Origin of the sequence: Massilia sp. UBA6681 (assembly GCF_002454935.1) — a bacterium.
Lineage (GTDB): Bacteria > Pseudomonadota > Gammaproteobacteria > Burkholderiales > Burkholderiaceae_D > Telluria > Telluria varians.
Map to the genome: position 1 here is coordinate 18581 of NZ_DKJX01000039.1, position 21434 is coordinate 40014.

Here is a 21434-nt window from a genome sequence, read left to right on the forward strand (position 1 = left end):
TGCTGAGAAATGAAGGGAAGGCTTACCGGGCTTGCCGCGCCAGGAAACTGCGCAACCTCAGCTTGCCGACGATCCCGATCGGGAAGAAATAGATCGACAGGATGAACAGCACGCCCAGCCACAGCATCCAGCGGTCCGGATGCAGCAGCGCCGCCAGCATCGGCACGCCGGCCAGCGCTTCCGAACCCGCGCCCATCAGTCCCTGCAGGTAGTTCTGCGCGATGATGAACAGGGCCGCGCCCACCACCGCGCCGTACATCGTGCCCATGCCGCCGATGACGACGATCAGCAGGATGTCGGTCATCACCTTGAAGCCGAGCGAGGTGTCCGGGCCCACGTAGCGCAGCCACAGGGCCATCAGCGCGCCGGCCAGCGCCGCCACCAGTGCCGCCAGGCAGTTGGCCCAGATGCGGTAGGTCATGGTGCGGTAGCCCAGCGCCTCGGCGCGGAACTCGTTCTCGCGGATCGCCTGCAACACCCGGCCGAACGGCGAATTCACCAAGCGCAGCAGGAACAGGAACAGTACCAGGGACCCGAAGAACACCAGGTAGTAGGTGAGCAGCTTGCCGTCGATCGAGCGCCCGAAGACCTCGTTTTCCATCAGCGTGAAGCCGGGCGTGAGCACTTCCGGCACGCTGAAGGTGATGCCATCCTCGCCACCGGTGAAGTCCGACAGCTGCGAGGCCAGCACCGCGAACGAGGAAGCGACCGCCAGCGTGATCATGGCGTAGAAGATGGCGCGTACGCGCAGGGCGAACAGGCCGACCACCAGGGCCAGGGCCAGCGCCAGCAGCAGGGCGATGCCGAGGCCGGTCAGCGCCGCGCTCCAGGTCGGCTCGTCCACGCGCGCCAGCCCGAGGCCGATCCCATAGGCACCGATGCCGTAGAACATGGTGTGGGCGAAAGAGACGATGCCCGTGTAGCCCAGCAGCAGGTCATAGGACGCCACCAGCACGATGTAGACGCAGATCGTGGCGGCGGTGTTGAGCGGACGCGCGCCCGAGAACAGGAAGGGCGCGAAGGCCAGTCCCAGCAGGATCAGGAGCAGGCTTGCTGCCAGCAGGCGGCTGCGCGGCATGTCGGCGGATAAAAGTCGGTGCAGCATGTTCATCAACCCCGCATCTTCGAGTACAGGCCGGCCGGACGCCACAGCAGGATCGCGATCATCAGGATGATGTTCGAGACCAGCGCTACTTTTGGGGCCAGGAAACCGGCATAGTTGGTAACCAGCGCCATGAGGAGGGCGCCGATGAAGCAGCCGCCCACGGAACCGAGGCCGCCGATGATGATGACGATGAAGATCAGCACCATCATCTCGCCGCCCATCGCGGCGGTCAGCGTCTCCTTGTACAGGCCCCACAGCACGCCGCCCATGCCGGCCAGCGCCGAGCCGGCCGCGAACACGATCACGAACAGGCGCTTGATGCGGTAGCCGAGCGCTTCGACCATCTCGCCGTTCTCGACGCCGGCGCGGATCAGGAGGCCGATCTTGCTGCGGTTCAGGGTCAGGAACATGCCCACAAAAACCAGCAGGCCGATCACCACCGCCACCAGGCGGTATTTCTCGATCGCCGCGTCACCCAGGAAGATGGCGCCGCGCAGCGCGGTCGGCAGCGGCAGGGCGATGGTCTCGGCGCCCCAGATCACATGGATCAGCTGCTCGGCCACGATCATGCCGCCCATGGTGATCAGGATCTGCTTCAGGTGCTGGCCGTAGACCGGCATGATGATCACCCGCTCGAAGGCCCAACCTAATAGTGCGGTGACGACCATCGCCACCGTGATGGCCAGCGCCAGCACGCCGAGGTTGATCAGGAGCGAGTCCATCTCGAGCCAGCCGCGCATCGGCAGCAGCACCATGGTCGCCGCGAAGGCGCCGACCGACACGAAGGCGCCGTGACCGAAGTTCAGCACGCTCATCAGGCCGAACACGAGGGTCAGGCCGCTCGCCATGATGAAGATCATCATGCCCATCGCCAGGCCGGCGACGCTCAAGGTGACCCAGGTGGGGAAGCTGCCGACCAGGGGCAGCATGGCCAGCATCAGGACCGGAACCAGGAGCAGCGGCGCGATGTCGCGCGGCGCGCTTGGCAAAGGCGTGTCCTTGCTGGCAATGGGAAGGCTTGCACTCATGGTGATTCCTATTGATGTGAATCCAAAGACAGGCCGAGCAGGCGCTGTTGCAGCTCGTCGTCGTCCGCCAGCGCCGCCATCGAGCCCGCATGCACGACGCGGCCGTCGTCCATCACGCTGACCGTGTCGCCCAGCGAACGGACGAAGTTGAAGTTCTGCTCGACCAGCAGGATGCTGGTGCTGGTGTCCTTCAACTCGCGGAAGGCGGCCATCAGGCTCTGGATGATGGCCGGGGCCAGGCCCTTGGTCGGTTCGTCGACCAGCAGCAGCTTCCTCGGCTCGACGATCGCGCGCGCGATCGCCACCATCTGCTTCTGGCCGCCCGAGAGGTTCCCGGCCGGGTAGTTCCAGAATTTCTTCAGGGCCGGGAAGAAGCCGCAGATCCAGTCCACGCGCGCCCCGTCCAAAGGACCATTCCGTGCGGCGAGGTACAGGTTTTCGCGCACGGTCAGGTCGGAGAACACGGCCATGCTTTCCGGGACGTAGGCTATCCCTGAGCGCGAGATGTCGGGCGTGGCCATCTTCGTGATGTCGCGGCCCTCGAACGTGATGGATCCGGCGCTGGCCTTCCACAGGCCCATGATGGTGCGCAGGGTCGTGGTCTTGCCGGCGCCGTTGCGGCCCAGCAGGATCGACAGGCCGCCGCGCGGGACCACAAGGTCGACGCCCTGCAGGATGTGGTACTGGCCGATGTGGGTGTGCACGCCCTTGAGGACGAGCAGCGGCTCGCTGGGCACGTTATGCATGTGCGACCTTTGTTGATTCAGGTGTTCCAAGATAGGCTTCCTGTACGATCTTCGATTGCATGACTTCAGCCGGCTTGCCGTCCGCGACCAGGGTGCCGTTGTGCAGCACGATGATGCGGTCGGCCAGGGCGCGCACCACGTCCATCTTGTGCTCGACCAGCAGCACGGTCTTGTTGCGCTCCTGCTTGACGGCATGGATCAGGTCGAGCACCACCGGCACTTCGTCCACGCTCATGCCGGCGGTGGGTTCGTCGAACATCATGATGCTGGGTTCCAGCGCCAGCAGGATCGCCACTTCCAGCTTGCGCTGGTCGCCGTGCGAGAGCGTCGCCACCCAGGCGTCGCGGCGCTTGACCAGGCCCACGCGCTCCAGGTAGTGCTCGGCGCGCGCGATCAGTTCCCGGTGGCTCGACCAGATCGAGAGGAAATTCAGGCCCAGGCCGGCGCGGCTCTGCACCGCCAGGCGCACGTTTTCCGCCACCGTCAGGTTGGGGAACAGGTTGGTGAGCTGGAAGGCGCGGCCTACTCCCAAACGGGTGCGCTTGGCGGCGCCGGCGCGGGTGATGTCCCGGCCGTTCACCAACACGCTGCCCGAGGTGGCCGGCAACTGCCCCGACACCAGGTTGAAATAGGTGGTCTTGCCGGCGCCGTTGGGCCCGACGATGACCGTCAGGGTGCCGGGATGGAAGTCCGCCGTCACCGCGTTCACCGCGACGTGGCCGCCGAAGCGGATCGTCAGGTCGCGGGTGGACAAGGAAGGTGCAGCGGACTGCAGCGATGCGGGTGCGGTCATGTCAGCGCTTGTTCCGCACCGGCAGCGGCAGTTCGGATGCCGGGATCTCGCGCACCAGTTCCAGCAGGTCCCACTCGTTCTTCTGGTCCTTCTTGATGCGGAAGTGGTACATCGGCTGGATCGCCTGGTGGTCTTCCTTGCGGAAGCTCATCCGGCCCTTGGGCGTTTCGAAGGACAGGCCTTCCATCGCCGCCACCATCTCGTCGCCGTTCTTGGCGTTGGGCGCCTTCGACAGGGCCGCAACCACCGCGCCCGCCGCGGCCATGCCACCGGCGGTGAACATATCGGGCGGCATCTTGAAGCGCTTGGTGTGTTCGGCAACCAGCCAGTCGTTCATCTTGTTCTTCGGGAAGCCGTAGTAGTAATTGATGGTGCCTTCGGTGCCGGCGAAGTTCTTCCAGGTCTTCATCACCGGCAGGATGTTGCCGCCCGGGGCCAGCGCGATGCCGAAGCGCTCCGGCTTCATGTCGGCGATCTTGTTCAGCGGATTCGGGCCGGCCCAGACGATCTGCAGCACGCGCGGCTGCGGCTTGTCCTTGAGCTTGTCGAACAGGCGCTGGGCCGGTGCGGTGAAGTCGGTGGCGGTGGCCGGCGCGTATTCCTCGTGCACAACGACGGCCTTGCTGCCGGTGGTCTTGAGCGCTTCCTTGCCGGCCTCGATGGCGTCGCGCCCGAAGGCGTAGTCCTGCGCCAGGAAACCGACGCTGCCGCTCTTGAAGGTGCTGGCGGCGGCCAGCGCATCCTGCATCGAGCTGCGCGCGGTGCGGAAGATGTACTTGTTCCACTTTTCCTGGGTGATCGCGTCGGCCACGGCCGGTTCGACGATCAGCACCTTCTTGTATTCCTTGGCGACCGGCAGCATGGCGATGGCCGAGCCGGACGAGGTGGTGCCGACCGCGATGTCGACCTTGTCGTCGCCGTAGGCTTCGGCCAGCAGGGTGCGGCCCAGCGACGGGTTGGACTGGTCGTCCTTGACGATGACCTTGATTCTCCGGCCATTGATCTGCATGGTGCCGCCGGTGAGGTATTCGAGGCCCATCATGAAGCCGGTCTCGGTTTCCTTGGCATAGGCTTCGAGCGGGCCGGTCTTGCCGGCGATGAGGGCGATCTTCAGGTCCTTGCCCTGTGCATGCGCGCCAGGCGCAGCGCTCGCCGCGAAGGCGGCGACGATGGCGATGGACAGGGGTTTGATCAGGTGGTGCATGTCAGTCTCCTTGTGATTCTTACGGTAGCTTGGACAGGAAAGCGCGGATCGCCTCCAGCGCTTCCGGCTCGGTGAGCATGGGCGCATGGCCGACGTTCGGCACTTCCGCGTAATGCAGTTCCGGGGCGGCCTTGCGCATCCAGTCGGCCTGTTCCTGCTCGACCAGGTCGGACAGCGCACCGCGCACCAGGAGGGTGGGGCGGCGCCTTGCCAGCCGGCGGAAGGCCATGCGCGCGGCCAGCGAGGTCGGACGCAGTTTACCCGTCTGTATCGCTTGTGCGATATTCGGATCGTAACGCAGCGCCAGCTGGCCGTCATCCTTCTGTTCGAAGGCGCGGCGCGCCCACTTGCCCCATTCCTCGTCGGAGTTGGCTGGGAAGGCGCAGGCGTTGATGTCGCGCAGGTAGGCGGCAGCGTCGTCCCAGCTCGCGAGCGCATTGCAGCGGCCCGCATAGCCCGCGATGCGCTGCAGGCCGCGCACGGACAACACCGGGCCGACGTCGTTGAGGACGGCGGCGGCGATCAGATCGAGGCGGCGCGCCGCCAGGGTCATGGTGATCAGGCCCCCCATCGAGGTGCCCACGAAGATGGCGCGCCCCAGGCCCAGGTGCTCCATCAGCCGGGCGACGTCGGCGGCGTAGACGTTCGGGTTGTAGTTGTCGGGATTGGGATCGTGCGCCGAGTGGCCGCGGCCGCGCACGTCGACCGCGATCACGCGCCGGCCCATGGCGGAAAGGATGGGCGCGAGTTCGTCGAAGTCGGCGGAGTTGCGTGTCAGGCCGTGGATGCAGATGACCGGCAGCCGCGCGCCGGCGCCGGCGTCGGTGGCTGCGCCTGTGGCCGCGCTTGTTGGCGGATAATCGCGCGCGTACAGCGCCAGCCCGTCGCTGCTGGTGTAGCTGATTGGTGTGTAGATAGACACGCTGGCTTGTATCCTGTGTTCGTTCGGGGCGCTTTGCAGCGTTTGTTCGGGCGGCAAGCCTCCGGGCCGGCGCCGGGAGGGCGCCTGCCTGGAGATGCTGCGGGTACTTCGGTGGAAGGTTTAGAAGCGGTACTCGAGCGTTGCCGAGACCTGGCGTGGGTTGCCGTAGAACGCGGTCAGGGTGCCTTCGTTGCCCAGGGTCGGGAACAGGTAGCCGCCGGTCTTGTAGTGCTTGTCGCTCAGGTTCTTGCCGTGCAGGCCGACGCGGACCTTGCCGTCGGTGCGGGTCCAGACGATGCTCGCGTCATACAGCTTGTACGATTCCTGGTCCAGCAGCGATGCGGTCTCGAACTGGGCGGTGGCGCCTTTGTACGAGGCGCTGCCGATCAGCGACAGCTTGCCGCCATAGCCTGCGACCGGCATCGGGATGTCGTAGTTGAAGCGCAGGTTGGCCGAGTTCTTCGGGGTGTTTTGGAAGGTGCGCTGGCTCGCCACGTTGACGCCGGCCGAGATGTATTCCTTGTACTCGGCGTCGATGTAGCTGTACATGCCCGCGATCATGAAGTTCGGGGTGAGGTTGGCCACCGCTTCCAGTTCCGCGCCCTTGATCTTGGCCTTGCCGGCATTGGTGGTCACGCCGGCGAAGCTGTCGTCCTTGCCGTCGCCGTTGGTGTCGATCGCCACCGAACCCGGGATCTGCACGTCCTGGTAGTCGCTGTAGAACACCGCGGCGTTGGTGGTGATGCGGCCGCCGTTGAAGGCCGACTTCAGGCCCAGCTCGTAGGTCTCGATGGTTTCCGGCTCGTAGCCGCGCTGCGCCACCGCGATCGGGATGCGGGTGCCGACCACGTTCAGGCGAGGCTCGAAACCGCCGCCCTTGAAGCCTTCCGAGTAGGACGCGTAGACGTTGTGGTCCTGGTTCAGCTTGTAGTTGAGGGCCACGCGCGGGGTGAACTTCTTGTCTTCGCGCTTCAGGACGCCGCCGCGCAGGTCGGTGTCGGTGCGGAACAGGATGGCGCCGGCATTGCCCAGGGCCGGGGAGCCGCCCGCGCCCAGGTAAATCTGGCGCAGCACTTCGGCTTCACGCTTGTCGACGGTGTAGCGGCCGCCCAGCGAGACGCTGAAGGCGTCGGTGACGTTGTAGCTGCCGTCGGCGTAGATTGCCCAGGCCTTGGTGTCGATGTCGCCCATCGTGTAGGTCGAGGTCGGGACCGCGCCGCCCAGGATGGTGTCGAAGTGGTTGAAGGCGTTGGCGTCGATGTAGTAGATGCCGGCCACGCCCTGCAGACGGTCGCCGGTGTAGGTGAGGTTGAATTCCTGGCTGAACTGCTTGTTGGTGTACAGGGCCGGGACTTCCATGTCGACCACCGCCAGCGAGTCGAAGTCGATCGGTGCATAGGACTTGTCCTTGCGCGAAGCCGTGATCGATTTGACGGTCCACTCGTTATTCAGGGTGTATTCGACGGTGGCCGATACGCCGTGCGCCTTGACTTCCTGGTCGTGGCCGAGCGCCTTCATCAGGTTGGCGCGGGTGTCGAAGACGTTCGAGAGGATCGGAGCGCCGCTGGTGCGGCCGACGATCAGGCGGTGGCCGTTCTTCGGGCTGGAGTCGTCCTGGGTGACGTCGCCGGCGATGCGGATGAACAGGTCCTGGTTCGGGGTGAACTCGGCCGACAGGCGGGCCGCCGTCACATCCTTGTCGTAGTTCTCGCCGCCGGTGGTCAGGTTCTTGCCGAAGCCGTCGCGCTTGAAGCGGGCGAAGGTGCCGCCGATGCGTGCGGTTTCCGAGATCGGGGTGCTGGCGGTGGCGACGATTTCCTTCTGGCCGTACTGGCCGATGGTGGCGCGCAGGCGCGCGTCGGTCTGCGGCGCCAGCTTGCGGGTGACGTACTTGACGGCGCCGCCGATGGTGTTGCGGCCGTACAGCGTGCCCTGCGGGCCGCGCAGCACTTCGATGCGCTCGACGTCGTAGATGTCGGCCACGGCAGCCTGCGGCCTGGCCAGGTAAATGTCGTCGATGTAGATGCCGACGCCGGACTCGAAGCCGGCCAGCGGGTCGGCCTGGCCGACGCCGCGGATGAAGGCGGTCAGGGTCGAGTTGGTGGCGCGCGAGGCTTTCAGGGTGGTGTTCGGCAGCGCGGTGGCCAGGGCGGTGATGTCCGGCGTCGCTACCTTGGAGAGCTGGTCGGCGCTGAAGGCGGTGACCGAGACCGGCACGTCCTGCAGGGTTTCTTCGCGGCGGCGGGCGGTCACGACCACCTTGTTGACGCCGCCTTCTTCGGCGCTGGCCGCCGGCGGGGCGGTGGTGGCTTCCTGCGCGTAGGCCACGTTGCCGCCCGAGAGGACGAGCAGGGCGACGGCCGACTGGATGGCGGGGTTCAGCAGCTTCAGTTTGTTCTTGGTCAGACGCATTCATGTCTCCTAATTTTTGATAGCGGCATGCGTTCAGGTTTTCGCATGGTCAGCAGTGTGCCTTGCTCCGGTTTGGTTAGATAGTCAACAATCGCCCACCCCTTTGTGCAAAAATGCACAGCCCGCCGCACCAGGCTTGTGCGCGTGTTGACGAGGGAGGATTCCGGCGGCGCACCGTTTGTGCGCTGCCGCATGAGAAAAGCGCCAAACGATTGCAGGGGGAATGTGCACTAGTGCACAATATGTCATCTTGATATCAAACAACCCGTCCGATGAATACGCTGCCTGAGTGGACCGACCTGCGATTCTTCCTGGAGCTGGCGCGCGCCGGCACCCTCTCGGGCGCTTCGCGCCGGCTGGAAGTGGAGCACACGACCGTGGCGCGCCGCATCGACCGGCTGGAAGCCCAGCTCGGTTCGACCCTGTTCGACCGCTCGCGCGAAGGCTACGAGCTGACCGAGGTCGGGCGCGCGCTGCTGCCGCATGCCGAGGCGATGGAAGGGGCGGCGCTGGCGGCGGCCGAACAGATCGGCGGGGCCGAGGTGGCGGCGCACGGCGTGGTACGGCTCGGCGTGCCCGAGGTCTTCGGGGTGCGGGTGGTGGCGCCGCTGCTGGCCAGGCTCTTGGCCCAGCATCCCGACCTGTCGATCGACCTGCTGGCGCTGCCCAGCTTCGCCAACCTGGCCAACCGCGAGGCCGACCTCGGCGTCACGATGGATGCCCCCACCACCGGCCGCTACATGGTGACGCGGCTGGCTTCCTTTCACTTCTACCTGTATGCCTCGCCGATCTACCTGGCCAAGCATCCGCCGATCCGCACCCAGGCCGACCTGGCCGGCCACGACTTCGTCGACTACGTGCAGGACCGGCTGGCCAGCCGCGAACTGTCCTACCTGAACGAGCTGGGTTTCACGCCGCGGCGGCGCATGTGCTGCTCGGGCATGACGGCGCAGCTGGAAGCCGCGTCGCTCGGCATGGGCCTGATGATGGCGCCGCCCTATGCGGTGCCCGACAACGGCCGCCTGGTGCGGGTGCTGCCGGATTTCCACGCCGAGCGTGCATTCTGGCTGGCGGCGCCGACCGACCTTTACCGCCTGCGCCGGGTGAAGGTGGTGTGGAACCTGCTGCGCGAGTGCGCGGAGAGCCATCCGGACTTGTTCGTGGCGGACGACGCGGGCGCGTGACAGCCCCGCGCCAGGGGCGTATCAGGCAGTGAGTCCATTGCGCTCGAGCGTGCGCGCGAGATCGGCGTGGAAGGCCGAGAAGTCCAGGGCCTTTTCGACAAAACCGCAGGCCCCGAGCATGCGGGTGCGCACCTGGTCCGAACCGCTGCGCGAACTCGACAGGACGATGATGGGGATGTCGGACAAGAAGGGTTTCGAGGAGAGTTCCTTCAGCACTTCGAAGCCGTCGACCTTGGGCAAGGCCAGGTCCAGCAGGATGACGTCGAAGTCGCGGGTCTGGTCCAGCGTGTTCAAGGCTTCTTCGCCGTCCGAGACCACCGTCACCTGATAGGCGTTGTCGCAACGTTGCAGAGCCCGTTGCGTCAACTCGGCGTCCAGGGGCAGGTCATCTACGATCAATACTTTCATTCGCGGATAGTACCCGAATCGCAGGATTGTGTCGAAATTTCACATTTTTCCATCGTCCGGAGCTCAGCGGCCGGGGCGGAACGGATTGCGTTCGTTGAGCTCGTCCATGTAGTCGTCGATCCCACCCCGCTCGCGCTCCAGGAAGCGCTCGATCGCATCCGCGAAAGAAGGATGCGCCAGCCAGTGCGCCGACCAGGTGCGGGTCGGCAGGAAGCCGCGCGCCATCTTGTGCTCGCCCTGGGCGCCGCCCTCGAAGGCCTGGATCCCCTGTTCGATGCAGAACTCAAGCGGCTGGTAATAGGCCGCCTCGAAGTGCAGGCAGGGCACGTGTTCCAGTTCGCCCCAGTAGCGCCCGAACAGCGTGCTCTCGTTGTGGATCACCAGCGACGCCGCGATGTCGCGCCCTTCGCGCGAGGCGAGGACGAGCAGGATGTTGTCGGGCATGCTCGCGCCGATACGCCGGAAGAAGTCCAGGTTCAGGTAGGGCGTCGAATAGTGGGCCTTGTAGGTGTGGCGGTAGCAGCGGTTGAACAGGACCCAGTCAGCGTCCGTCGCATCGCGCCCGCGCACGCGGCGCATCGTCACGCCAGCCTCGCGCACCTTTCGCCGTTCGGCGCGGATGTTCTTGCGCTTCTTCTGTTCGAGCGTGGCCAGGAAGTCTTCGAAAGTACCGTATCCCCCGTTCAGCCAATGGAACTGGACGCCGCTACGCAGCATGAAGCCTGTCTCCTGCAACTGGCGCGCCTGTTCCTCGGGCGGGAACAGCACATGGGTCGAGGAAACCTCGGCCGCGCGCTGCGTGGCCACCAGCACCTCGACCAGCGCGGCCCTTGCCGCGTCGTCCACCGCCATCAGGCGCGGACCCGCCACCGGCGTGAACGGAATCGCGGACAGCAGCTTCGGGTAGTACTCGACCCCGTGCCGGTGGTAGGCGTCGGCCCAGGCCCAGTCGAACACATATTCGCCGTAGGAGTGGCCTTTGACGTACAGGGGCAGGGCGGCGGCCAGCTGCTCGCCGTCGTGGAGGACGATGTACTGCGGCTGCCAGCCGGTCTCGGGCGCCGCGCTGCCCGATTCGTGCAGCGCGTGCAGGAAGGCATACGACAGGAAAGGGTTGGGATCTTCCTGTGCCGAGACCAGCGCGTCCCACTGTTCCTGGCCAATCTCGGACAAGGAAGAAACGATATGCGTGCGATAATTCAAAATGACATCCCTAACGAATTGATGAGCGACGACTTCGCGAAAGTCTCACCAATGAACAAGCAATTCTTCAATCTCTACACGCACCACTTCGCCCGCGTCGCCGTGGCCATCCCGCGCTGCCGCATCGCCGACCCGGCCTTCAACGTCGAGCAGACCTTGGCGCTGGCCCGCCAGGCCGCCGACGAAGGCGCCGTGCTGGTGGCCTTCCCCGAGCTGGGACTGTCGGCCTACAGCTGCGAAGACCTGTTCCACCAGCGCGCCCTGCTCGACGGCTGCCTCGATGGCCTGGCGAAGATCATCGAGGCTTCGAAGGCGCTGCCGGTGGCGCTGGTCGTCGGCCTGCCGCTCAAGGTCAACCACCAGCTCTTCAATTGCGCCGCCGTCGTTGCGGGTGGCCGGGTGCTGGGCGTGGTGCCCAAGAGTTTCCTGCCTAATTATGGCGAGTTTTACGAATCCCGGCAGTTCAGTGCGGCCGATTGCGCGGCGGTGGAGCGAATCGACCTGTTCGGCGCAAGCGTGCCTTTTGGTGCGAACCTGCTGTTCGAGATCGAGAACCTGCCCCTGTTCCGGTTCCACGTCGAGATCTGCGAAGACGTGTGGGTGCCGATTCCCCCGTCCTCGTTCGCCGCGATGGCCGGCGCCACGGTGCTGGTCAACCTGTCGGCCTCGAACGTCGTGGTGGGCAAGAGCGGCTACCGCCACCAGCTGGTGAGCCAGCAGTCGGCGCGCTGCCTGGCCGCCTATCTGTACACCTCGGCCGGGCGCGGCGAGTCGACCAACGACATGGCCTGGGACGGGCAGTCGCTCATCTACGAAAAGGGCGAGCTGCTGGCGGAATCGGAACGCTTCAGCGACGACTCGCACGTGATCTTCGCCGACGTCGACCTCGATCGCCTGTCGAACGAGCGCATGCATGCGACCACCTTCGCGCAATCGGTGCGCCGCCATGCTGAAGAAGTAGCGAAGTTCCGCCTGGTACAGTTCACGCTCGAGCTGCCCCTGGAGCGCGACATGCCGTTGGCGCGTACGATCGAACGCTTCCCCTACGTGCCGGCCGACGTGGCGCGCCGCGACGAGCGCTGCCTTGAAGTCTACAACATCCAGGTGCAGGCCCTGATCCAGCGCCTGTCGAGCACCGGCATCAAGAAGGTGGTGATCGGCGTTTCCGGCGGGCTGGACTCGACCCATGCGCTGCTGGTCTGCGCCAAGGCCATGGACCGCCTTGGCCTGCCGCGCACCAACATCCTCGCCTATACGATGCCGGGCTTCGCCACCAGCGAACGCACGCTCAAGCAGGCCAACGACCTGATGGCGGCGGTGGGCTGCAGCGCCCAGCTGATCGACATCCGCCCGAGCTGCATCCAGATGCTCAAGGACCTCGGCCACCCCTACGTGGAGGGCAAGGCGGAATACGACATCACCTTCGAGAACGTGCAGGCCGGCGAGCGCACCAACCACCTGTTCCGCCTGGCGAACTTCCACAACGGGATCGTGATCGGCACCGGCGACCTGTCCGAACTGGCGCTGGGCTGGTGCACCTACGGCGTGGGCGACCACATGTCGCACTACAACGTCAATGCCAGCGTGCCCAAGACCCTGATCTCCTACCTGGTGCGCTGGGTGGCCGAGACCGGCGCGGTGGTCGACAATGGCGCCGACGTGCTGCTCAAGATCCTCGACACCGAGATCAGCCCCGAGCTGGTGCCCGGAGGAGACAAGGACGGCAAGCCGGCACAGATCACCGAGGACACCATCGGCCCCTACGAGCTGCAGGACTTCAACCTGTACTACACGCTGCGCTACGGCCTCAAGCCGAGCAAGGTGGCCTTCCTTTCCTGGAGCGCCTGGCACGACCGCGAGCAGGGCAGGTGGCCGAGCGCGGCCAACGTGCGCAACGAGTACGGGCTGGGTGCGATCAAGAAGAACCTCGGCATTTTCCTGTGGCGATTCTTCAAGACCAGCCAGTTCAAGCGCACCTGCGTGCCGAACGGGCCGAAGGTCGGCAACGGCGGCTCGCTGTCCCCGCGCGGCGACTGGCGCGCACCGTCGGATTCCGAGGCCACCGTGTGGATGGACGACCTCAAGAACATCCCTGACTAATCCCTGTTTTTACGAGAGAGACAAGAACATGAAACAGATTACCTGCGTGATCAAACCCTTCAAGCTGGACGAAGTGCGCGAGGCGCTGGCCGAAGTGAACGTCACCGGCCTGACCGTGACCGAAGTGAAGGGCTTCGGCCGCCAGAAGGGCCACACCGAGCTGTATCGCGGCGCCGAGTACGTGGTGGACTTCCTGCCGAAGGTGAAGATCGAGGTGGTGGTCGACGACGGCATGGCCGACCAGGTGGTCGACGCCATCATCAAGGCGGCCCGCACCGGCAAGATCGGCGACGGCAAGATCTTCGTGCAGAACGTGGAGCAGGTGATCCGCATCCGCACCGGCGAGACCGGTCCCGACGCCGTCTAAGCCGGCGCTTCCAGCTTCGCGGCTGGTATCCGGCGTTTCCCAAGCTCATCAGTTGTAGTCCTATTCTTGCTTCATGAGAAGCCAGCCTGCTATTCGAGCGCAGGCTGAGCTGAGCTATCATGCATAAAAATTGTCTAATTGGCATGTGTGCGTGTAGCTCGCTCTTCCAACAAGCCTAGAGAGAACAACATGAGCGACCTGGAAAAAATCCATACCGGCATCCCCGAACTCGACATGGTCTTGCGCGGCGGCTTGCCGAAACAGCGTATCCACCTGATCGAGGGCCGTCCCGGCTCCGGCAAGACCACCATCGGCCTGCGCTTCCTGATCGACGGCGCGGAAAAGGGCGAGAAGTGCCTGTATATCTCGCTGTCCGAGACGGTGGAGGAACTGCGCGCCACCGCGGCCAGCCATGGCTGGTCGCTGGACGGCATCGGACTGCGCGAAGTCGTGCCGGCGGAAGCCCAGCTCGGGCGCCAGCAAAGCGTGCTGTTCCCGTCGGAAGTCGAACTGGGCCAGACCATCTCGGCGATCACCGAGGCGGTGCAGGAAGAGGCGCCAAGGCGGGTGGTGATCGACTCGATGTCGGAACTGCGCATGGTCGCCGATGACCCGATGCGCTACCGGCGCCAGATCGTCGCCCTGAAGCGCTTCCTGCTGGGGCAGAACTGCACCACGCTCTTGATGGACGACCTGACCGACGAGCCGCGCCAGTACGACCTGCAGGGCACGGTGCACGGCGTGATCACGCTGGAGCAGCGCGAGCGCGAATTCGGCGCCGCGCGCCGGCGCCTGCGGGTGGTCAAGATGCGCGGCGCCGAGTTCCAGAGCGGCTGGCACGACTTCGCCATCACCGAGCGCGAGGTGTTCGTGTTTCCCAGCCTGATCGCGGACGAGCACAAGGGCGAACGCATCCGCGACACGATCACCAGCGAAGTCCCGGCCCTGGACACGATGCTGGGCGGCGGCCTGATGCGCGGCACCTCGGTGATGATCCTCGGCCCCACGGGCGTCGGCAAGTCCTCGCTGGCCCTGCAGTACGCCAACGTGGCGGCCGAGCGCCGCGAGCACGTCGCCTATTTCGCCTTCGACGAGTCGAGGGAAACCCTGATCGACCGGGCCAACGGCCTGTCGATGCGCGCCGCCGATGCCATCAACAACGGCACCATCTACTGGGAACGCATCAATCCCTCGCGCATCTCCCCGGGGGAATTCATCTGGAAGGTGCGGCGCCAGGTGGAGGACCATGGCGCGGCCGTGGTCGTGATCGACAGCCTGAATTCCTACCTTGAGACCATGCACGAGGAGAAGGCGCTGATGCTGCAGATGCACGAGCTGCTCAGCTACCTGTCGCACCAGGGCGTGCTGTCGATCCTGGTCGTGGGCCAGAGCGGCCTGCTGGAAAACGTGGGAGACCCGCTCGACATCGCCTTCATCAGCGACACCGTGATCCTGATGCGCTACTTCGAGGCCGAGGGCGAGGTCCGCAAGGCGATCTCGATCGTCAAGAAGCGGCCGGGCCGCCATGAAAGCAGCATCCGCGAGTTTTCCCTGACCAGTGCCGGCGTCGCGGTCGGCCCGCAACTGGGCGGCTTCGAGGGCGTGCTGACCGGCGTGCCGCGCGCCGCGCAGGAGGATTCCGACCCGCCGCCGGTGCAACATGACTGACCCGCGCAAGCCCGGCGCCAGCGTGGTCGCCGCGATCTGCGCGCCTTTCGGCTACGACGAACAGGCGCTGGCCGGCCTGCTGGCGGAGTGGGGCGCGCAGGCCCGGCCCTGTGCCGACGGGGCGCAGCTGGTCGCCGCGGTGGAGGACCCCGGCGTCTGGCTGCTGCTGCTCACCGACGACGCCCTGGAGACGCACGCGACGCCGCTGGCCGCTGCCCTGCAGGGCCAGCCCGCCTGGTCGGACATGCCGCTGATCGTGCTCAGCGCCCAGGCGGGCAGCGGTGGCTCGCACCTGCAATGGAGCTTCCTGCGCCAGTTCGCGAACCTCACGGTGTTGGGACGGCCGGGTTCCGCCAACGTCCTGCGCACCGCCTTCGATGCCGCCTGCCGGGCACGCGCCTGGCAGTACACGGTGCGCGACCAGATGCAGACCCTGTCGGGCGCGGCGACGCTGCTGGAGCAGCGGGTGCTGGAACGCACCGCCGAACTGGTCGCCGAGACTGAAACCCGCAAGCGCGTCGAAAGCGCCCTGAACGAGGCGCGCAAGCTGGAAGCGATCGGGCGGCTCACCGGCGGCGTGGCCCATGACTTCAACAACCTGCTGCAGGTGATCCAGGGCTCGACGACCCTGCTGCCGCTGGTCGAGCCGGGCAGCGAACGCTGGCAGCGCGCCCTGCATGCAATCCAGCGCGCGGCCTCGCGCGGCGCCAAGCTGACCCACCAGCTGCTGGCCTTCGGCCGGCGCCAGGCATTGAGCGGCGGCGCGCTCGACATCGCACGCCAGCTCGAGGAGATGCAGGACTTGCTGCAGCAGTCCCTGCGCGAACGGATTGCGCTGACCTTGGAGGTGGAACCCGGCCTGTGGCTGGCCGATGCCGACCTGACCCAGCTCGAGGTGGCGCTGCTCAACCTGGCCGTCAACGCCAAGGACGCGATGCCGGACGGCGGCGCGGTCACCATCCACGCCCGCAATCTCAGCCTGCCGTCGCCGGGCTTGCCCCAGCTGGAACTGAGCGGCGACTTCGTCTGGCTGAGTGTGCGTGATACCGGCACCGGCATGCCGCCCGAGGTGGTGCGCCAGGCCTTCGATCCCTTCTTCACGACCAAGCCGGTCGGCGCCGGGACCGGTCTGGGTCTGAGCCAGGTGTACGGTTTTGCCAAGCAATCAGGCGGCACGGCCTGGATCGACAGCTCGGCGCAAGGGACGGCGGTATCGATCCTGCTGCCGCGCAGCAGGGCCGCCAGGAGGCAGGAGAAGGAGGACGGCGCCACCTCGCCGCCCCTGGTGGCGGGCGCCCGCGTGCTGTATGTCGAGGACGATGCGGCGGTCGCCGACGCGACCCTGGAGTTGCTCGCCAACCTCGGCTGCGAAGCCACGCTGGCACGCGACGCCCAGGACGCGCTGCGGCATCCACTGGAGCGCTTCGACCTGGTGTTCTCCGACGTCGTCATGCCGGGGGCCATGGACGGCATCGGCCTGGCGCATCACCTCCGCACGCAGCACCCGAAGCTGCCTGTGCTGCTGGCCAGCGGCTATGTGGTCGCGCCCGAGCGCCTGCACGGGCTGGACGTCAGCGTATTGGCCAAGCCTTATACGCAGGAAGAATTGCGCAGGGCACTGGCGCGCCTGTTGGCGCGAGGGGAAAGGAGCGCTTAGCGCCCCATCTGCAGATCGAACTTCCAGGTGATCAAGCGCAGCCCGCTGATGAACAGCGCGCTGGTCCACAGGGCGAAATCCGGCTCCACGCCATAGTGGCGCATCATGAGGTACAGCCAGTTCCCCAGGAAGGCGCAGATCGCGTAGGGCTTCCCGTCGCGGAACACCATCGGCACTTCGTTGCAGACGATGTCGCGCAGCACCCCGCCGAAGATCCCGGTGATCACACCCATCATCGAGGCGATGAAGATCGGCATGTCGGCCGCCAGCGCGGCGGATACCCCGGCTATCGAGAACAGGCCCAGGCCCACCGCGTCGGCGATCACGATCAGGCGTTCCGAGACGATCTGGCGCAGGGTGCGGATCAGGGGAGACGCCACCAGGGCCAGCACGAAGATCAGGATCGCGTATTCCTGGTGGATGACCCAGAACAGCGGCCGGCGGTCGAGCAGGATGTCGCGCAGGGTACCGCCGCCGAAAGCGGTGATGAACGCCACCGTGAAGACGCCCACCAGGTCCATGCGCTTGCGCCGCGCTTCGATGAAGCCGGAGAAGGCGCCGACCAGGATCGCCATGATTTCGATGAACTTGATGAGGGTCATGCGGTAATGAAGAGCGGACAGTGTTGCTAGACTACCATGCCGCTCTGCATTTACGAACGCCGACCTTATAACAGCGGGAGCCTTACTGAGAAGATGACCTCGTTCCCATCGTGGCGGTAGGCGATGTCGCCATGGTGCTCGCGTACGATCTGCTGCGCGATGTACAGTCCCAGCCCCATGCCCGTGCGGTTGCGCGGGTTGTTCAGCGAGGCGCGCTTGAAGGGGTTGAACAAGGTTGCCACCAGTTCCGGCGGGATCGGGGCGCCCGCATTGCTGACATCGACCACCGCTTCCTTGCCGTCGACCCGGACGCAGACGCGCACCGGCTTGCCCACCTCGCCATGGTGGCGCGCATTGCTCAGCAGGTTGGACAGCACCTGTCCCATCCTTCCGCTGTCGGCATTGACCATCGCCTGCTCGTCGCAGGCCAGCTGGAAGGGGATGGTCGGATAGGCCAGGCGCGCTTCGTCGATCAGGTCTTCCACCAGGGCCGTCAGGTCGACCGGCTCGAGCGCCACGCCCAGGCCCAGGCCGCCGTCGATGCGGCTCATGTCCAGCACCTGCGTGATCATGCGCTGCATGCGGCTGGTGGAGGACTGGATGCGCTTGCCCAGGGTCGGCTGGCTGTTGCCCTTCTCGAGCACCATGCCGGCCATGTTGATCGAATGGAGCGGGTCGCGCAGGTCGTGGCCGAGCATGGCCAGCAGCTGGGCCCGCGTGGCTTCAGTCTGGGCGCGGCGCGAGTTCATCACGCGCACCAGTTCGGCCAGGGTCAGGCGCGAGTTGGCGAGGATGGTCGATTCCCACGGATGCGCATGGCCGCGCACCGTCTGGTACCAGGCGTCGAACGAGCCGCGCGGCGTCAGGCGCTCGCCGAGCGGGCCGAAGGCCGTGGTCTTCTCCGGACGGCCGCCCCAGGCGACCTGCTCGATCTGCTCGACCCGCAGCACCACGTTCCAGCCGTTCGCGGCCGGATCGAAAGGCAGGGCCAGCAGGCCGACCCACTTGCCGAGCCGGTCGCGGATCGCTTCCGGCCAGTCGTCCAGCTTTTCGCGCACCACCAAATCGTGCGCGCCCTCGGGCAGCGAGGCGACGATGGCCTCGGCCAGTTCGTACGGCACATCGCCCCGCACCTGCACCTTGTGGTAGTAGCTGGTGACCTGGGCCTGCGCCTGGGTCGCCTCCAGGATGGCGTCGGAGAAGCGGCCGAAGGTCTCGAGCGGATCGTCTTCCAGCAGCAGGTCTTCGACCAGCTTGGTGCGGGTCGAGGCCGCGCGCTCGATCATCCCGGTTTCCAGGCGCGACTCGATGCTGTGGATGGTCGAGGCCATCACCTGGGCCAGCACGTCGCAGGCCATGCGGATCGAATAGGGCACCAGCTTGCGCGACATGTGGTGGCAGGCGATCAGCCCCCACAGCCGGTTGTTGATGACGATCGACACGCTCATCGAGGCGCCGACACCCATGTTCTTCAGGTATTCGATGTGGATCGGCGAGACGCTGCGCAGCACGGCATGGCTCATGTCGAGCGGCAGCGCATCCGGCGCGCCCAGCAGCGGCACCATGGTGTCGTTGACGTCGATGATCGAACGCAGCGTGTTCAGCACATACAGGCGGCGTGCCTGGGCCGGGATGTCCGAGGCCGGGTAGCGCTGTCCGAGGTAGGGCACGATATCCTCGCGCCGGGCTTCGGCCACCACGTCGCCGCTGTCGTCCGGGCGGAAGCGGTAGGCCATCACGCGGTCGAATCCGGTGATCTCGCGGATCTGCTCCACCGCGATCGACAGCAGGCCTTCGATGGTTTTCTGGCGGCGCAGGCGGTCGATCGAGGCATGCGCCTTCACCGCGAACAGGGCCACCTCGTCGGCGCTCGCCTCACGCTGTTCGAATTCGGCAGTCACCCGGCCGAGGGCGGCATGAACGACGCAGTCGAAGTCGGCGCCGCCGATACAGACCGGAACCATCGAAGGAGTGACTTCAGGCTCGCCCGGTCCGATGTACTCGACCAGCAATTCGAGCGCGGCGGGCGGCAGGTCGAGCGAGGCATAGGGAGCGCCGAGCTCGGGCGTGAGGCCGAGCATGGCCGGCGCGTTGGCGCTCCAGCCTTCCAGCGCGCCGTCGGCAGTGAAGAAAAGGAGGGCGCCGTGGGGCTGGATCGAGCCTGGAATGTGGATCGGCTCGTCGGCGCAGTTCAGCAGGTCGACCTGGCGGCCGTGCTCCATGGGAATCACGGAAGTACCCTTCAATTCGCCACCATTCCCTTCTCGTCAAATTCGTCAAATGTCCGTGAGCGCATTTTACAGGTAATACATATGGACACATCATATTGTTGTGTCCATGTTGCATTCCGTGCGGCCGTTCACTCGAGCAAGGCGGGGCGCAGCAGGACGATCAGGGCCCCGTGTCCGCCATCTTTCTTACCTGCAACGCAGAAGGCTACTACTTCGCTTTTTTGCACCAGCCAGCTGTGCACGATCCCGCGCAGAACCGGCTGGCCCTGCGGCGAGCCGTAGCCGATGCCATGGACGATGCGCACGCAACGCACGCCGCGGCGGTTGGCGCGGTGGAGGAAGTCGGTGAGGGCGTCGCGCGCCCCATCGCGGTTCAGGCCATGCAGGTCGAGCTCGTCCTGCACGGGCAAGTGGCGCTTGCGCAGCTTTTTCACGACGTCCGGCCCGACGCCCGGTTGGGCGTAGCTCAGCGACGGGTCTTCGTCGAGCAGGCCGTCGACGTCGAACTCGTCGGACAGCGACTCGCGCAGCACCGCTTCGATTTCCTCTTCCTCGGTGAGCGGGGTGCGGTCCTTGAAGGCGCGGTCGGAGGCCACGTACACCGGACGGTATACGTAGCGGTCCGATTCGGGAATCTTGGTCACGCCCTCCATCGCGCCGCGGAACTCCACGGCGCGCTCCTTCGCGATCCGCTCGCGCTTCTCGCGCTCGGCCTTCTCGATGGCGCGCAGGCGCTCGTCTTCCTTGAGCTTGTCGCGCAAGCCCTTTAACTCGGAAAAATCCTTCATGCCCGCCATCGTAGCGCTACTTGCTTATTTAGGATCGTCTTCCAGCGCTTCGAGATAACGCTGCGCGTCGAGCGCGGCCATGCAGCCGGTGCCCGAGCTGGTGATCGCCTGGCGGTACACGTGGTCCTGCACGTCGCCGGCGGCGAACACGCCCGGCACGCTGGTGGCGGTCGCCATGCCCTCGGTACCCGAGCGGGTCTTGATGTAGCCGTTCTGCATGTCCAGCTGGCCTTCGAAGATGCCGGTGTTCGGCTTGTGGCCGATCGCCACGAACAGGCCGTGCACGGCGATGTCCTTGGCTGCGCCGGTCTCGGTGGACTTGATGCGCAGGCCGGTCACGCCGCTGTTGTCGCCCAGTACCTCGTCCAGGGTGTGGTTCAGTTCGAGCACGATCTTGCCTTCCTGGACCTTGTGCATCAGGCGATCGACCAGGATCGGTTCGGCGCGGAACTTGTCGCGGCGGTGGATCAAGGTGACCTTGGAGGCGATGCCGGCCAGGTACAGGGCTTCCTCGACCGCGGTATTGCCGCCGCCGATCACCGCGACTTCCTGGTTGCGATAGAAGAAACCGTCGCAGGTGGCGCAGGCCGACACGCCCCTGCCCATGAACGCCTGTTCCGACGGCAGGCCGAGGTACTGGGCCGAGGCGCCGGTGGCGATGATCAGCGCGTCGCAGGTGTATTCGTTGCTGTCGCCGACCAGGCGGATCGGCTTCTCGTTCAGGAAGGTGGTGTGGATGTGGTCGAACACGATCTCGGTGTTGAAGCGCTCCGCATGCTGCAGCAGGCGCTGCATCAGCTCCGGACCCTGCACGCCCAGCGGGTCGCCCGGCCAGTTCTCGACGTCGGTCGTGGTCATCAGCTGGCCGCCCTGTTCGACGCCGGTGACCAGCATCGGGCTCAGGTTAGCGCGCGCGGCGTACACCGCGGCGCTGTAGCCGGCAGGACCGGAACCGAGAATCAGGACTTTGGCGTGTTTGGTAGTAGTCATGGGAGGCTTCAATAAGAGATGAACAA

At 65.9% G+C, this 21434-nt stretch carries 18 protein-coding genes; 5 read left to right on the forward strand and 13 right to left on the reverse strand.

Going from position 1 to position 21434, the window contains the following annotated elements:
* Positions 1–22: 22 nt before the first annotated feature.
* The 7 genes from B2R83_RS05200 to B2R83_RS05230 form a co-directional block, all read right to left on the reverse strand.
* Positions 23–1105: a branched-chain amino acid ABC transporter permease gene (locus B2R83_RS05200; protein ID WP_292038853.1), complete on the reverse strand. Its 1083-nt coding sequence runs from the start codon at positions 1103–1105 to the stop codon at positions 23–25.
* Positions 1106–1110: 5 nt separating this feature from the next.
* Positions 1111–2133 carry a branched-chain amino acid ABC transporter permease gene (locus B2R83_RS05205; protein WP_292038824.1) on the reverse strand — a complete coding sequence of 341 codons (1023 nt, stop codon included), beginning with the start codon at positions 2131–2133 and terminating at the stop codon, positions 1111–1113.
* 8 nt (positions 2134–2141) lie between these two features.
* Positions 2142–2879: an ABC transporter ATP-binding protein gene (locus B2R83_RS05210; protein ID WP_292038827.1), complete on the reverse strand. Its 738-nt coding sequence runs from the start codon at positions 2877–2879 to the stop codon at positions 2142–2144.
* Positions 2872–3672, reverse strand: coding sequence for an ABC transporter ATP-binding protein (locus B2R83_RS05215; RefSeq protein WP_292038829.1), 801 nt, complete (start codon positions 3670–3672; stop codon positions 2872–2874). Before B2R83_RS05215 ends, B2R83_RS05210 begins: the two co-directional genes overlap by 8 nt.
* Before the next feature lies 1 nt (position 3673).
* Positions 3674–4876 carry a substrate-binding domain-containing protein gene (locus B2R83_RS05220; RefSeq protein WP_209588552.1) on the reverse strand — a complete coding sequence of 401 codons (1203 nt, stop codon included), beginning with the start codon at positions 4874–4876 and terminating at the stop codon, positions 3674–3676.
* Between the two features lie 19 nt (positions 4877–4895).
* Entirely contained in the window at positions 4896–5798 is a 903-nt protein-coding gene (locus B2R83_RS05225; RefSeq protein ID WP_292038833.1) for an alpha/beta fold hydrolase, read from the reverse strand.
* 120 nt (positions 5799–5918) lie between these two features.
* Positions 5919–8210 carry a TonB-dependent receptor gene (locus B2R83_RS05230; RefSeq protein WP_292038835.1) on the reverse strand — a complete coding sequence of 764 codons (2292 nt, stop codon included), beginning with the start codon at positions 8208–8210 and terminating at the stop codon, positions 5919–5921.
* Positions 8211–8482: 272 nt separating this feature from the next.
* On the opposite strand from B2R83_RS05230, the gene B2R83_RS05235 reads away from it, so the two are divergent.
* Entirely contained in the window at positions 8483–9394 is a 912-nt protein-coding gene (locus B2R83_RS05235; RefSeq protein ID WP_036211342.1) for a LysR family transcriptional regulator, read from the forward strand.
* Positions 9395–9415: 21 nt separating this feature from the next.
* On the opposite strand, the gene B2R83_RS05240 is transcribed toward B2R83_RS05235, so the two are convergent.
* Together B2R83_RS05240 and B2R83_RS05245 are read right to left on the reverse strand one after the other, a co-directional pair.
* Positions 9416–9802, reverse strand: a complete 387-nt coding sequence (locus tag B2R83_RS05240) for a response regulator (RefSeq protein WP_051306468.1) — start codon at positions 9800–9802, stop codon at positions 9416–9418.
* A 63-nt stretch (positions 9803–9865) separates the two neighbouring features.
* The gene (locus B2R83_RS05245) at positions 9866–11005 is read right to left on the reverse strand and encodes a GNAT family N-acetyltransferase (RefSeq protein WP_292038840.1); all 1140 of its coding nucleotides are present in this window, start codon (positions 11003–11005) and stop codon (positions 9866–9868) included.
* A gap of 51 nt (positions 11006–11056) precedes the next feature.
* Between B2R83_RS05245 and B2R83_RS05250 the strand changes: the two genes are divergently transcribed.
* The 4 genes from B2R83_RS05250 to B2R83_RS05265 all read left to right on the forward strand — a co-directional run bounded on the left by B2R83_RS05250 (position 11057) and on the right by B2R83_RS05265 (position 16797).
* Positions 11057–13105 carry an NAD(+) synthase gene (locus B2R83_RS05250; RefSeq protein ID WP_292038854.1) on the forward strand — a complete coding sequence of 683 codons (2049 nt, stop codon included), beginning with the start codon at positions 11057–11059 and terminating at the stop codon, positions 13103–13105.
* Positions 13106–13133: 28 nt separating this feature from the next.
* The gene (locus B2R83_RS05255) at positions 13134–13472 is read left to right on the forward strand and encodes a P-II family nitrogen regulator (protein ID WP_027866032.1); all 339 of its coding nucleotides are present in this window, start codon (positions 13134–13136) and stop codon (positions 13470–13472) included.
* A 189-nt stretch (positions 13473–13661) separates the two neighbouring features.
* Entirely contained in the window at positions 13662–15140 is a 1479-nt protein-coding gene (locus tag B2R83_RS05260; protein ID WP_036211333.1) for an ATPase domain-containing protein, read from the forward strand.
* Positions 15133–16797: an ATP-binding protein gene (locus tag B2R83_RS05265; protein WP_292038841.1), complete on the forward strand. Its 1665-nt coding sequence runs from the start codon at positions 15133–15135 to the stop codon at positions 16795–16797. Before B2R83_RS05260 ends, B2R83_RS05265 begins: the two co-directional genes overlap by 8 nt.
* Here the strand turns inward: B2R83_RS05265 and B2R83_RS05270 are convergent.
* From B2R83_RS05270 to trxB, 4 genes are all read right to left on the reverse strand, one after another.
* Complete coding sequence (locus tag B2R83_RS05270; protein WP_027866030.1) at positions 16794–17399, reverse strand: trimeric intracellular cation channel family protein; 606 nt, start codon at positions 17397–17399, stop codon at positions 16794–16796. The genes B2R83_RS05265 and B2R83_RS05270 overlap by 4 nt on opposite strands.
* A 65-nt stretch (positions 17400–17464) precedes the next feature.
* On the reverse strand, positions 17465–19621 hold the full coding sequence (locus tag B2R83_RS05275) for an ATP-binding protein (RefSeq protein ID WP_292038857.1): 2157 nt from the start codon (positions 19619–19621) through the stop codon (positions 17465–17467).
* A 137-nt stretch (positions 19622–19758) separates the two neighbouring features.
* The gene (locus B2R83_RS05280; protein ID WP_292038842.1) at positions 19759–20427 is read right to left on the reverse strand and encodes a Smr/MutS family protein; all 669 of its coding nucleotides are present in this window, start codon (positions 20425–20427) and stop codon (positions 19759–19761) included.
* 15 nt (positions 20428–20442) lie between these two features.
* On the reverse strand, positions 20443–21408 hold the full coding sequence (gene trxB, locus B2R83_RS05285) for a thioredoxin-disulfide reductase (RefSeq protein ID WP_209588532.1): 966 nt from the start codon (positions 21406–21408) through the stop codon (positions 20443–20445).
* Positions 21409–21434: the final 26 nt, after the last annotated feature.

Coding starts and splice junctions, on each gene's coding strand:
- B2R83_RS05260 (WP_036211333.1), top strand. CDS start 13,662: ATGAGCGACCTGGAAAAAATCCATACCGGCATCCCCGAACTCGACATG.
- B2R83_RS05240 (WP_051306468.1), bottom strand. CDS start 9,802: ATGAAAGTATTGATCGTAGATGACCTGCCCCTGGACGCCGAGTTGACG.
- B2R83_RS05250 (WP_292038854.1), top strand. CDS start 11,057: ATGAACAAGCAATTCTTCAATCTCTACACGCACCACTTCGCCCGCGTC.
- B2R83_RS05255 (WP_027866032.1), top strand. CDS start 13,134: ATGAAACAGATTACCTGCGTGATCAAACCCTTCAAGCTGGACGAAGTG.
- B2R83_RS05280 (WP_292038842.1), bottom strand. CDS start 20,427: ATGGCGGGCATGAAGGATTTTTCCGAGTTAAAGGGCTTGCGCGACAAG.
- B2R83_RS05265 (WP_292038841.1), top strand. CDS start 15,133: ATGACTGACCCGCGCAAGCCCGGCGCCAGCGTGGTCGCCGCGATCTGC.
- B2R83_RS05235 (WP_036211342.1), top strand. CDS start 8,483: ATGAATACGCTGCCTGAGTGGACCGACCTGCGATTCTTCCTGGAGCTG.
- B2R83_RS05215 (WP_292038829.1), bottom strand. CDS start 3,672: ATGACCGCACCCGCATCGCTGCAGTCCGCTGCACCTTCCTTGTCCACC.
- B2R83_RS05220 (WP_209588552.1), bottom strand. CDS start 4,876: ATGCACCACCTGATCAAACCCCTGTCCATCGCCATCGTCGCCGCCTTC.
- B2R83_RS05210 (WP_292038827.1), bottom strand. CDS start 2,879: ATGCATAACGTGCCCAGCGAGCCGCTGCTCGTCCTCAAGGGCGTGCAC.
- B2R83_RS05270 (WP_027866030.1), bottom strand. CDS start 17,399: ATGACCCTCATCAAGTTCATCGAAATCATGGCGATCCTGGTCGGCGCC.
- trxB (WP_209588532.1), bottom strand. CDS start 21,408: ATGACTACTACCAAACACGCCAAAGTCCTGATTCTCGGTTCCGGTCCT.
- B2R83_RS05275 (WP_292038857.1), bottom strand. CDS start 19,621: ATGGAGCACGGCCGCCAGGTCGACCTGCTGAACTGCGCCGACGAGCCG.
- B2R83_RS05200 (WP_292038853.1), bottom strand. CDS start 1,105: ATGCTGCACCGACTTTTATCCGCCGACATGCCGCGCAGCCGCCTGCTG.
- B2R83_RS05230 (WP_292038835.1), bottom strand. CDS start 8,210: ATGCGTCTGACCAAGAACAAACTGAAGCTGCTGAACCCCGCCATCCAG.
- B2R83_RS05205 (WP_292038824.1), bottom strand. CDS start 2,133: ATGAGTGCAAGCCTTCCCATTGCCAGCAAGGACACGCCTTTGCCAAGC.